The sequence below is a fragment of the Pseudokineococcus marinus genome, from assembly GCF_013004605.1.
GTDB classification, from domain to species: Bacteria; Actinomycetota; Actinomycetes; order Actinomycetales; family Quadrisphaeraceae; genus Pseudokineococcus; species Pseudokineococcus marinus.
The window spans coordinates 1-11,768 of sequence record NZ_JABEMA010000084.1 but is presented as its reverse complement, the minus strand read 5'-3'; the positions used below and the strand labels follow the sequence as shown (position 1 = coordinate 11,768).

The following is an 11,768-nucleotide window of genomic DNA, read 5'->3' as shown; positions in this document are numbered from 1 at the left end:
GGACGCCCCACCCGGCGAGGGCCTCGGTGACGCCGTCGCGGCGGTCGGCGGCGCCGCCGTCCTCGGGTGGGCGGCCTGGGCCGGCCCCGCGCTGCTGCTGGGCGAGGGCGTCTCGACGCAGGTCGTCGGCTTCTCCGCCCCCACGGCGACGGCGGTGGAGCTCGACTTCCAGGTGACCATGGACCCGGGCAGCAGGGCGCGGTGCGACCTGCGCGCGCTGGCCGAGGACTTCACGACGGTCGGCTGGCAGACCGTCGACGTCGGCCCGTCCGACGGCGACGTCGTCCGGCGGTCGGTCGAGATCCGCACCCAGCAGCCCGCCGTCAGCGCCGAGGTCATGGGCTGCGAGCTCCTCGCCGACGGCTGAGCCCCGGTCACCGCACGACCCCGCGCCCCCATCGGCTAGCATCGCCCGTTCGCGGTGCTGCGGAGCGCGCCCGCGACGGCCGCTCCCGGCACCGGTCCGGCACCGGGGCCGGGCCGAGCAGCCGCCCCGGGGACCGCACCGCAGGGACGCCGGCGCCGAGGGGCCGCCGGCCCCGAGGGGACGGGGCCGCCGGACCGCACCAGCAGCACCGCACCACGAGCACGACCACGTCGAGACCAGGGCGTCGCGCACCGCGCACCGCCCTCCCGCACCCCGCCCGCGCACCGCGGGCGGCGCACCGAAGGAGGTCCTCCGTGACCGACATGACGCAGACGCCCGCGCCCGCGCCGGCCGACGGCCAGCGCGAGCCCGCGTGGCTCACGCAGGAGGCCTACGACCGCCTCAAGGCCGAGCTGGACCACCTCACCGGGCCCGCCCGCCAGGAGATCGCCCAGCGCATCGAGGCCGCCCGCGAGGAGGGTGACCTCAAGGAGAACGGCGGGTACCACGCCGCCAAGGAGGAGCAGGGCAAGCAGGAGGGCCGCATCCGCCAGCTCACCGCCCTCCTCCGCGACGCCCGCGTGGGCGAGGCGCCGCAGGACTCCGGGCGCGTCCAGCCCGGCATGGTCGTCGTCGCCGAGGTGGCGGGACGCGAGATGCGCTTCCTCTTCGGCTCCCGCGAGGTCGCCGAAGGCGCCGACATGGACGTCTACAGCCCCACCTCCCCGCTCGGCGAGGCCATCTCCGGCCTGTCCGCCGGCGACGAGACGACGTACACGGCCCCCAACGGGCGCTCGATCCCCGTGAAGGTCGTCTCCGCAAGGCCCTTCTCCGGCTGACGCCCCGCGCCGCGCCTCCGCGCGGCAGAGCCCGCGCACGCCGACGGCCCGCTGGTACTGCCGCACGGTGAGGGGCACGAAGACCGCCAGCAGCACGAGGCCCCACAGGAGCGTGTAGAGCACGGGGTTCTGCAGGGCCCAGGCCGTCGGCTCGGGGGTGCCCGCGGGGAGGTTGCCGAACAGCTCGCGCACCGCCTGCGTCACCGCGGAGACGGGGTTCCACTCGGCGAAGGCCCGCAGCGCGCTGGGGAAGCTCTCCAGCGGCACGAACGTGTTGGCGATGAAGGTCAGCGGGAAGATGACGATGAAGGTCACGTTGTTGAAGACCTCCGGCGTCCGCACGAGCAGGCCGAGGAAGGCCATGATCCAGCTCACGCAGTAGGCGAAGAAGAGCAGCAGGACGTAGCCGAGCAGCGCCTCCCCCACCGAGGTCGAGATGCGCCACCCGACGACCAGGCCGGTGATCGTCATGATCACCACGGTGAGCAGGTTGTTGACGACGTCGGCCGTCGTACGGCCCACGAGCACGGCGGACGACGCCATGGGCAGCGACCGGAAGCGGTCGATGATCCCGGACTTGAGGTCCTGGGCCATGCTCGAGCCGGTGATGGTGGCCCCGAAGATGACGGTCTGGGCGAAGATCCCGGCGATGAGGTACTCGCGGTAGGCCGCCGGGTCGGGCTGCGAGCCCCCTGCGCCGGGCAGGGCGATGGCGCCGCCGAAGACGTAGGCGAAGAGCAGCACGAACATGATCGGCGAGACGATCGACCCGACGAGCAGGTCGGGCACCCGCTTGATGCGGATGAGGTTGCGCCGGGCGACCGTCCACCCGTCGCCGAGCGCCTGGCCGAGGCCGCCCGCGGGCGGCGGTCCGAGGCGGCGCCCGGTGCCCGCGGCACCGCTCGTGGGCTGCCCGGTGGTCGTGGTGCTCATCGCGCGTGCTCCCCTCGTCGGCGGCCGCCTCGTCGGCGCCCGCCGCCCTCCTCCGGCGCCTGCTCCCCCGCGTCGTCGGCGTCCTCCGCGGCCCGGCCCGTCAGCGTGAGGAACACGTCGTCGAGGGTGGGCCGGCGCACGCCGGCGTCGAGCACCTCGGCGCCGCTCTCGCGCAGGTCCCCCAGCACGGCGACGAGCGTGGCGGTGCCGCCGCTCGCGGGCGCGGACAGCGAGCGCGTCTGCTCGTCGACGGAGACCTCGGCGGCCCCCGCGCGCTCGAGGGCGGCCCGGGCCGCACCGACGTCGTCGGCGCTCGCCAGCGTGATCTCGACGCGCTCACCGCCGACCTGCGCCTTGAGCTCGTCGGCCGTGCCCTCGGCGATGACGCGGCCGTGGTCGATGACGGCGATCGAGTCGGCGAGCCGGTCGGCCTCCTCGAGGTACTGCGTCGTCAGCAGGAGCGTCGTCCCGCCGGACACGAGCTCGGAGATGACCTCCCACATGCCGAGCCGGCTGCGCGGGTCGAGGCCCGTGGTCGGCTCGTCGAGGAAGAGCACCTCCGGCTCGGCGACGAGCGCGCCCGCCAGGTCGAGCCGGCGGCGCATGCCGCCCGAGTAGGTCTTCACCGGCCGCGATCCCGCGTCGGTGAGGTCGAAGCGCTCGAGCAGCTCGCGGGCCCGGGCCCGGCTGGGCCCGCGCCCGAGGTGGTACAGGTCGCCCACCATCTGCAGGTTCTCGGTGCCGGTGAGCTGCTCGTCGACGGCGGCGTACTGGCCGGAGACGCCGATGCGCCGCCGCACGCCGGCCGGGTCGGCGAGGACGTCGACGCCCGCGACGCTCGCCCGGCCCTCGTCGGGGCGCAGCAGCGTCGTGAGCACGCGCACGGCCGTCGTCTTGCCCGCGCCGTTGGGCCCGAGCACGCCGAGGACGCTCCCGCGCGGCACGGAGAGGCTGAGCCCGTCGAGGGCCGTGACGCCGCCGTACCGCTTGACGAGGCCCTCGGCGACGACGGGGTGGTCCTGCGTGCTGCTGCGGGTGCCGCCCGTCGCCCCGGTGCGCGAGCGCGCCGCGGGCTCGGGCGTGGTCGCCGATGTGGTCATGGGCGGACCGTAGCCAGGGGGTCCGACACCCGCTGCGGCCGGGGACCGGCCCGGCCGCCCCGCGCCGTCCCCGCCAGGTCGTCCTCGTGCACGTCCGCCTCCTCCCGTGCGGCGGCCGCTCGACCGCTGCACGTCCTCCGACCGCGCGCAGCCGCAGGACTCATCGGTCGCCGCCCTGCGACGGGACGGCGCGGTGGCGGTCAGGCGACGGGACGGCGCGGTGGCGGTCAGGCGACGGGGCGCACCCCGGAGGCGGCGAGCGCGGCCAGCACCGCGGTCGCGTGGTCGTGCCCCTTGGTCTCCAGCTGCAGGCCGATCTCGACCTCGTCGACGGCGAGCGCCGCCGTCGTGCGGGTGTGGAAGACCTCGAGGACGTTGGCGTCCGCCTCGGCGAGGACCGCGAGCACGCCGGACAGCGCGCCGGGGCGGTCCGGCACGCGCACCCGGCACCCGAGGTAGCGCCCCGCGGCCGCCATGCCGTGGCGGATGACGCGCATGAGCAGCAGCGGGTCGACGTTGCCGCCCGAGAGCACGACGGCGACGGGCGGCTCGAAGGCCTCCGGCGCCTCGAGGAGCGCGGCCGCCGCCGCGGCGCCGGCGGGCTCGACGACGAGCTTGCTGCGCTCGAGGAGCATCAGCAGGGCCCGCGAGAGCGACTCCTCGGCGACCGTGACGACGTCGTCGACGAGCTCGCGCACGAGCCCGAAGGGCACGTCGCCGGGCCGGCCGACGGCGATGCCGTCGGCCATCGTCGCCATCCGGGCGAGCGCCCGCGGCTCTCCGGCGTCGAGCGAGGCGGGCCAGGCCGCCGCCCCCTCCGCCTGCGCCGCGACGACCCGCACGTGCGGCGCCAGGGCCTTGACCGCCGTCGCGATGCCGGCGACGAGCCCGCCCCCGCCCGTGCAGACGACGACCGTGCGGACGTCGGGCGCCTGCTCGAGCAGCTCGAGGCCCACCGTCCCCTGCCCGGCGACGATGTCGGCGTGGTCGAAGGGGTGGATGAGCACCGCCCCGGTCTCCCGCTCGTGCGCCAGGGCGTGCACGAGGGCCTCGTCGACCGTCGTGCCCGCCTGGTGCACCTCGGCGCCGTACCGGCGGGTGGCCTCGACCTTCGGGATGGGCGCGCCGACGGGCATCCAGATCGTCGAGCGGATGCCGAGCAGCCGGGCCGCCAGCGCGACGCCCTGGGCGTGGTTGCCGGCGCTCGCGGCGACGACCCCGCGCTCCCGCTCGGCCTGCGACAGGCGCGACATGCGCGTGTAGGCGCCGCGGATCTTGAACGAGCCCGCGTGCTGGAGGTTCTCGCACTTGAGGAGCACCGGGCCCCCGAGCAGCTCGGACAGCGCGGCGCTCGGCTCGAGCGGCGTGCGCCGGACGACGCCGTCGAGCAGCGCGTCCGCGGCCCGGACGTCCTCGAGCGTGACGGCGGGCAGCTGCTCGGCCCGACCGCCCGCGCCCGTGCTCGTCCCGGGGCTCGTCCGGGGGCTCACCGCGGCGCCGGGGCGGCGCCCTCGAGCGCCCGGTCGAGGTCGGCGAGCAGGTCCTCCACGTCCTCGAGGCCCACCGACAGGCGCACGAGGTCGGCGGGCACCTCGAGGGGGGAGCCCGCGGCGCTGGCGTGCGTCATCCGGGCGGGGTGCTCGACGAGGGACTCGACGCCGCCCAGGGACTCGGCGAGGGTGAAGACGCGCGTGCGCCCGCACATCGCGACCGCGGCCGCCTCGTCGGCGAGCCGCACGGACACCATGCCGCCGAACCGCCGCATCTGGCGGGCGGCGACCGCGTGGCCCGGGTGGTCGGCCAGCCCGGGGTAGAGGACCTCGCGGACGGCGGGGTGCTCACGCAGGTGGGCAGCGACGCGCTCGGCGCTGTCGCAGTGGCGCTCCATGCGCACGGCGAGGGTCTTGAGGCCGCGCAGCACGAGCCACGCGTCGAAGGGGCCGGCGACGGCGCCCATGGCGTTCTGGTGGAACGCGAGCAGCTCGGCCAGCGGCTCCCCGCCGCGCGCCGTCGCGTCCCCGACGACGAGCGCGCCGCCCACGACGTCGGAGTGCCCGCCGCAGTACTTCGTCGTCGAGTGGACGACGACGTCGGCGCCGAGCGACAGCGGCTGCTGCAGGTACGGCGTCGCGAAGGTGCTGTCGACGGCGAGCAGGGCCCCGCGCTCGTGCGCCGTGCGGGCCAGCGCGGCGACGTCGGCCACGCCGAGGAGCGGGTTGGTCGGCGTCTCGCACCACACGAGGCGCGTGCGGTCGGTCATGGCCGCGGCGACGGCGGCCGGGTCGGACAGGTCGGCCGCGGTGTGCTCGACGCCCCAGCGGGCCGCGACCTTCGAGAAGAGGCGGAAGGTGCCCCCGTAGGCGTCGTCGGGGATGACGACGTGGTCGCCGGGCTCGAGCACGGCCCGCAGGAGCGCGTCCTCGGCGGCCAGGCCCGAGGCGAAGGCGAAGCCCGCCGTGCCGCCCTCGAGCGCCGCCAGGCACTCCTGCAGCGCGTCGCGGGTCGGGTTGGCCGACCGCGAGTACTCGTAGCCGGCGCGCAGGCCGCCGACGCCGTCCTGGGCGTACGTCGTCGCCACGTGGACGGCGGGGACGACGGCGCCCGTCTGCGGGTCGGGCTCGGACCCGGCGTGGATGGCGCGGGTGGCGAAGCCGGACGCCGACCAGTCCTGCGGGCCGGCCGCCGGCGGGGCGTGGCCCGGCTCCGCGGTCTCGTCGTCCGGCTGGTGCGCGTCGTCGGGGACCTGGCTCACGACGGGGACGCTACCCGCCGGTGCTCCCGGGCGCGGGCGCCGTCGTCGCGGAAGCTCGCCGTCCGACAGCCGCACCGGCCCCCGGCATCGACAGCCGCGGCAGGAGGAGCCCGACGACGGGGCCGATGCCCAGGGCGTAGGCGAGGGTGCCGACGCCGACCGTCCCGCCGAGGACCCAGCCGACGGCGACGACCGCCACCTCGAGCGCCCCGCGGACGAGGCCCACCGGGAGCCCGGTGCGCGCCGCGAGCCCGGTCATGAGCCCGTCGCGGGGGCCGGGGCCGAGGGCGACGCCCACGTAGAGCGCCGTGGCGAGGCCGTTGAGCACGACGCCGACGACGACGAGGAGGACGGCGACGGGCCACGAGCCCGCCGGCGGCAGCACGGCCAGTCCCACCTCGATGGCGAGGGCCACGAGGAGGACGTTGCCGACCGTGCCCACGCCCGGGCGCACGCGCAGCGGCACCCACAGGAGGAGGACGACGGCGCCCGCGAGGAGCACGACGAGGCCGAAGGCCCAGCCGGTGCGCAGGGCGACGCCCTGGTGCAGCACGTCCCACGGCGCCCCGCCCCAGCCGGCCCGCAGGAGCATCGCGAGCGCCAGCCCGAAGAGGAGCTGGCCGACGACGAGGCGCACCAACCGGTGCGGGAGCGACCAGGCGGGGGCCGCGGCCGGGGTGCCGCGGCGACCGGTCGCGCGTCGGGCCACCCGCCCGGCGTCGGGGCTCATCGGAGGGCTCGCCGGGGGCTCAGCGCGGACCCGGCCCGGCGAAGGCGCGGTCGCCGCGGGCGCGGTGCTGCCAGTGCAGCCCCTCGCCGGAGGTGTGGGCGGAGCCGTACCCGTCGGCCCGCAGGTCGCGGACGAGGCCGACGACGGCGGCGACGAGGAGGACGGCGAGCAGGACGGTGAGGACGACGAGGGCCATGCGTCCATGGTGCTCCCCGAGTGGCTGGCGCAGGGCAGGCCAATCCGGCGAGGGTGGCCTGGTCCCGAGGCGACGCGGCACCCGCGCGGGCCCTCCCGAGGAGCGCATCGCCCCCCTCCCACGACGAAGAGGCGACGACTCGCCTTCTCCGCCCCCCTCCTGAGGGCGAACAGGCGACGACTCGCCCTCTCCCCCCCCCTCCTGAGGGCGAACAGGCGACGACTCGCCCAGCACCAGCCGCGATCCGGGGCGAACAGGCGACGACTCGCCCTCGAGACACCGTCGGAGGGAGGCCGCGGCGCCCCCGCGCCCCGACTGCGTCCGCGAGGTGGCCTGGTCACCGCAGGCCACCGGAGGGTCGGCCGTGCCACGCTGGCCCGATGAGCGCGAGCAGCGGCGCGGAGCCCGACGACGTCCCGGCGGCGCGCCGCTCGGCGGAGCGGCTGGCCGCGCTCGTCGGCCGCTCGACGCTGCACCCGCCGGTCGCGGCGACCCTGGCCGTCGCCCTGCGCGGCCTCGTCGCGGACGGGCGCCTGCCGGTCGGGGGGCGGCTGCCCGCGGAGCGCGAGCTGGCCGCGGCCCTCGGCGTCAGCCGGGTCACCGTCACCTCCGCCTACGCGCGGCTGCGCGAGAGCGGCTGGGCCGCCTCGCGGCGCGGGGCGGGCACGTGGACGAGCGTCCCCGACCGCAGCGGCGTCGTCGCCGCCTTCGTCCCCGGCAGCCCCCGCGACGGCACCGTGGACCTCACGTACGCCTCCCCCGCCGGGCCGCCCGAGGTCGCCGACGCCTACGCCGCGGCGCTCGAGGCCCTGCCGCGGATGCTCCCCGGGCACGGCTACGTCGCGGGCGGCCTCGCCGACCTCCGCGCGCGCGTCGCCGAGCGGATGAGCGCCCGCGGCCTCCCGACGGCGGCCGAGCAGGTGCTCGTCACCACGGGCGCCAGCGCCGCCATCTCGGGCGCGCTGCGCGCCGTCGCCGGACCGCCCCCGTCCGCGGGCCGGGGCGGGGCGCCCGGGGCCCGCGTCCTCGTCGAGCACCCGACGTGGCCCAACGCCCTCGACCTCCTCGGCGAGCTGGGCGCCGTCGCCGTCCCGGTGCCGCGCGACCCGCGGGCGCCCGACGGCGCCGGCGGCTTCCCCGCGGCCCTGCACCGCGCGGCGCGCGAGACGGCGCCGGCGATGGCCTACCTCGTGCCCGACTTCGCCAACCCCACGGGCGCCGTCCTCACCCCCGAGGAGCGGCAGCGCGTGGTGGCGTCGATGGAGCAGCGCGGCGTCGTCGTGCTGGCGGACGAGACGCTCGCCGACCTGGCCCTCGAGCCGGACGACGACCCGTCGTCCCGGCCGCCGCTGGCCGCGTCCGCCCGGCCGGGAGCGGTGCTCACCGCCGGCTCGCTGAGCAAGTCCGTGTGGGCGGGCCTGCGGGTCGGCTGGCTGCGCGGCGAGCCGTCCGTCCTCGCCCGGGTGGCGGCGAGCGCGTCCCGCGACCACGGCGCCCTGCCCGTGGTCGACCAGCTGGCCGCCTGCGTCCTCCTCGACGGGCTGGACTCCGGGCTCGTCGAGCGGCGCGCCCGCCTGCGGGAGCAGCGCGACGCCCTCGTCGGGGCCCTGCGCGACCGGTTCCCGGCGTGGGACGTGCCCCTCCCCGCCGGCGGGCTGTCGCTGTGGTGCCGGCTGCCGCGCGGGACGTCGTCGTCCGCCGTCACCGACGCCGCCGAGCGGCACGGGCTCTTCCTCGCCACGGGCTCGCGCTTCGGCACGGGGCACGCCTTCGACGACCACCTGCGGCTGCCCTTCACCCAGCCGGTGCCGGTGCTGCTCGACGCCGTCGACCGGCTGGCGCGCGCCGTCGCGGACGCCGAGCGCGCCTGGGGCGCCCCGACGACGACGCGGACCGGCGCGCTGATGGGCTGAGCGGCCCCCCGTGCCCGGCTCCCGCGCCGTCGGGGCCGGGGCGTGCCGGGGCGGGCGGGGGAAGGACGCGGGCGCTCGCGGCGTTGTGCGGGGCAGACCGGGAGGGGCCGCGAGCCCGCCCGACCGACGACCCGCGAGGAGGACCCGTGGCCCTGTTCGGGACCCGCACGAAGACGACGATGGTCGAGCGCGACCAGGCCCTGCCGGGCCGCGAGCACCGCCCCTACCACGTGCCGACCACGCACGCGGTGCTCGGGACCCCGCTGGAGGGCCCGTGGCCGGAGGGCACCCAGCGGCTCTACGTCGCGATGGGCTGCTTCTGGGGGGCCGAGCGCCTCTTCTGGGGCATGGACGGCGTCGTCACCACCGCCGTCGGGTACATGGGGGGCTTCACGCCCCACCCGACGTACGAGGAGACCTGCACCGCGCGGACCGGTCACACGGAGACGGTGATGGTCGCCTACGACCCGGCCGTCACGGACGCCGAGACGCTGCTGCGCACGTTCTGGGAGGAGCACGACCCCACCCAGGGCGCCCGCCAGGGCAACGACGTCGGCACCCAGTACCGCTCGGCGGTCTACTGGACGACGGAGGAGCAGGGCGAGGTCGTCCGCGCCTCGCGCGACGCCTTCGCCGCCGAGCTCGAGCGCTTCCGCCTCGGACCCATCACCACCGAGCTGCGCCCCGCGTCCGAGGCGGGTCCGTTCTTCTACGCCGAGGACTACCACCAGCAGTACCTGCACAAGGTGCCGAACGGCTACTGCGGCCTCGCCGGCACGGGGGTCAGCTGCCCGGCGGGCATCCTCCCGGTCGACGGCGCGGCGCCCGCGGAGGCCGCCCGCTGACCCGCCCCGCGACGTGACGGAGCCCCGGTGACCACCTGGTCACCGGGGCTCCGTCGTGTCGTGCCGCTCCCCAGGGGGGCGATGTGCGGCCATGTCGCCCCGCGGGACGAGCTCCCGAGGGCGACATGGCCTCACATCGCCCGCCAGGGGCGGGGAGCTGGACGGGGCTCGCGACCCGGCGTCACTCCTCGGCGTTCGGCACCGCGTCGCGGTCGAAGCTCTCCGGGCCCCCGTCGCTGCCGCCGGCGCCCTCGCCGGCGTCCTCGCGGACCAGCTCCGCCTCGCGCTCGGCGCGGTGGTCGAGCACCTCCTCGGCGAGGTCGGGCTCCTTGCCGTGCTCCTGGCGGTCCTTGACCGCGGGCACCTCGGGCTGGATCGGGTCGGGGGCGTCGCTGGGGTCCGTCGAGCTCGTCATGCGACGACGCTACGACCGCCCCCACCGCCCGGCACGGCGAGCACCGGGGGCGGGCGCGCCCGTCAGCCCGCGACGTGCGCCAGCAGGTCGGCGCGCGTGACGACGCCGGCCGGGCTGCCGTCGACGACGACGAGGAGCGCGTCGGACTCCTGGAGCGCCGCCCGCGCCGCCGAGGCCGGCTCGGTGCCGCCGATGCGCGGCAGAGCCGGGGACATGTGCGCCGACACGGGGTCGGTGAGCTGCGCCGCGCCGGAGAAGACGGCGTCGAGCAGGTCGCGTTCGCTCACCGCGCCGACCACCTCTCCGATGACGACCGGCGGCTCGGAGGTCACCACGGGCATCTGCGAGACGCCGTACTCGTGGAGGATCCCCACGGCGTCGCGGACGGTCTCGGCGGGGTGGGTGTGCACGAGGGCCGGGAGGTCGCCGGACTTCGCGCGCAGCACGTCGGCGACCGTCGTCGTCCCCGCCGCAGGCGCCGTCCGGGAGCCCGTGTCGTCGGTCGAGAAGCCGTAGCTCCGCATCCACCGGTCGTCGAAGATCTTCGCGAGGTAGCCCCGGCCGGAGTCGGGCAGGAGGACGACGACGACGTCGTCCGGGCCGAGCTCGCGCGCCACCTCGAGGGCGCCGACGACGGCCATGCCGCAGGAGCCGCCGACGAGCAGGCCCTCCTCGCGGGCCAGGCGCCGCGTCATGGCGAAGGCCTCGGCGTCGGAGACGGCGACGATCCGGTCGGGCACGCTCGGGTCGTAGGCGCGCGGCCACATGTCCTCGCCCACGCCCTCGACGAGGTAGGGCCGGCCGCTGCCGCCGGAGTACACCGAGCCGACGGGGTCGACGCCGACGACCGCCACGGGGCCGCCGTCGCGGTCGGCCGAGACCTCCTTGAGGTACCGGCCGGTCCCGGTGATGGTGCCGCCCGTGCCGACGCCGGCGACGAAGTGGGTGAGGCGCCCGTCGGTGTCGGACCAGATCTCCGGCCCGGTGGTCTCGTAGTGGCTGCGCGGGCCGTTGGGGTTGGAGTACTGGTCGGGCTTCCAGCCGCCGGGCAGCTCGCGCGCCAGCCGGTCGCTCACCGAGTAGTAGGACTCGGGGTGGTCGGGCTCGACGGCGGTGGGGCAGACGACGACCTCGGCGCCGTAGGCCCGCAGCACCGCCCGCTTCTCCTCGCCGACCTTGTCGGGGCACACGAAGACGCAGGAGTACCCGCGCTGCTGCGCGACGAGCGCGAGCCCCACGCCGGTGTTGCCGGAGGTCGGCTCGACGATCGTGCCGCCCGGCTGCAGCTCCCCCGACGCCTCCGCGGCGTCGACCATGCGGACGGCGATGCGGTCCTTCACCGACCCGCCGGGGTTGAGGTACTCCACCTTCGCGAGCACCGTCGCCGAGATCCCCTCCGTGACGGCGTTGAGGCGGACGAGCGGCGTGCCGCCCACGAGGTCGACGATCGTCTCGGCGTAGCGCACCGCCCGATCCTCGCACCCGCAGGCGCCCGGGCGGCGCCGCGGCGGCCCGCAGGCGCCGCCGGCGCACGACGAGGACCCGGGGAGGACGTCGGCGAGGGCCCCGGCGAGCGGACCGAGGAGGCGGCAGGACCGCCGCAGGACCGCCACATCTCGGCCGCGGACCCGCCGCGGCCACCGGGCTACGTTCGAGCGGTGCCCCCAGAGGAGAGCCG

The 11,768-nt window shown here is 77.2% G+C and carries 11 protein-coding genes and 1 pseudogene; 4 read left to right on the top strand and 8 right to left on the bottom strand.

Going from position 1 to position 11,768, the window contains the following annotated elements; genetic code table 11:
* Both HLB09_RS07595 and greA read left to right on the top strand, forming a co-directional pair.
* Positions 1 to 367 (top strand): DUF4307 domain-containing protein (locus HLB09_RS07595; RefSeq protein WP_171202790.1); only part of this gene is annotated, 367 nt, incomplete at its 5' end.
* A 323-nt stretch (positions 368 to 690) separates the two neighbouring features.
* Entirely contained in the window at positions 691 to 1,206 is a 516-nt protein-coding gene (greA, locus tag HLB09_RS07590) for a transcription elongation factor GreA (RefSeq protein WP_171202793.1), read from the top strand.
* Positions 1,207 to 1,251: 45 nt separating this feature from the next.
* Here the strand turns inward: greA and HLB09_RS07585 are convergent.
* The 6 genes and pseudogenes from HLB09_RS07585 to HLB09_RS07560 form a co-directional block, all read right to left on the bottom strand.
* Positions 1,252 to 2,139: pseudogene (locus HLB09_RS07585) on the bottom strand (ABC transporter permease); the annotation flags it as partial.
* Positions 2,136 to 3,239 carry an ATP-binding cassette domain-containing protein gene (locus HLB09_RS07580; RefSeq protein ID WP_171202789.1) on the bottom strand — a complete coding sequence of 368 codons (1,104 nt, stop codon included), beginning with the start codon at positions 3,237 to 3,239 and terminating at the stop codon, positions 2,136 to 2,138. The pseudogene HLB09_RS07585 and the gene HLB09_RS07580, both read right to left, overlap by 4 nt.
* A gap of 227 nt (positions 3,240 to 3,466) precedes the next feature.
* Entirely contained in the window at positions 3,467 to 4,729 is a 1,263-nt protein-coding gene (gene ilvA, locus HLB09_RS07575; protein ID WP_171202788.1) for a threonine ammonia-lyase, read from the bottom strand.
* Positions 4,726 to 5,874, bottom strand: a complete 1,149-nt coding sequence (locus HLB09_RS07570; protein ID WP_409372984.1) for a cystathionine gamma-synthase — start codon at positions 5,872 to 5,874, stop codon at positions 4,726 to 4,728. Before HLB09_RS07570 ends, ilvA begins: the two co-directional genes overlap by 4 nt.
* A gap of 127 nt (positions 5,875 to 6,001) precedes the next feature.
* On the bottom strand, positions 6,002 to 6,721 hold the full coding sequence (gene yczE, locus HLB09_RS07565) for a membrane protein YczE (protein WP_212770716.1): 720 nt from the start codon (positions 6,719 to 6,721) through the stop codon (positions 6,002 to 6,004).
* A 19-nt stretch (positions 6,722 to 6,740) separates the two neighbouring features.
* A complete protein-coding gene (locus tag HLB09_RS07560; RefSeq protein WP_171202786.1) occupies positions 6,741 to 6,917 on the bottom strand; it encodes a hypothetical protein in 177 nt (58 codons plus the stop codon).
* A 380-nt stretch (positions 6,918 to 7,297) separates the two neighbouring features.
* Between HLB09_RS07560 and yczR the strand changes: the two genes are divergently transcribed.
* Both yczR and msrA read left to right on the top strand, forming a co-directional pair.
* Positions 7,298 to 8,830, top strand: a complete 1,533-nt coding sequence (yczR, locus tag HLB09_RS07555; RefSeq protein WP_171202785.1) for a MocR-like transcription factor YczR — start codon at positions 7,298 to 7,300, stop codon at positions 8,828 to 8,830.
* Between the two features lie 179 nt (positions 8,831 to 9,009).
* Positions 9,010 to 9,675, top strand: coding sequence for a peptide-methionine (S)-S-oxide reductase MsrA (msrA, locus tag HLB09_RS07550; RefSeq protein WP_171202791.1), 666 nt, complete (start codon positions 9,010 to 9,012; stop codon positions 9,673 to 9,675).
* Between the two features lie 181 nt (positions 9,676 to 9,856).
* Here msrA and HLB09_RS07545 read toward each other — a convergent pair whose 3' ends face one another.
* Together HLB09_RS07545 and HLB09_RS07540 are read right to left on the bottom strand one after the other, a co-directional pair.
* A complete protein-coding gene (locus tag HLB09_RS07545) occupies positions 9,857 to 10,090 on the bottom strand; it encodes a hypothetical protein (RefSeq protein ID WP_171202784.1) in 234 nt (77 codons plus the stop codon).
* 62 nt (positions 10,091 to 10,152) lie between these two features.
* Positions 10,153 to 11,556 (bottom strand): cystathionine beta-synthase, encoded by a 1,404-nt coding sequence (locus HLB09_RS07540; protein WP_171202783.1) that lies wholly within the window; start codon positions 11,554 to 11,556, stop codon positions 10,153 to 10,155.
* Positions 11,557 to 11,768 lie beyond the last annotated feature (212 nt).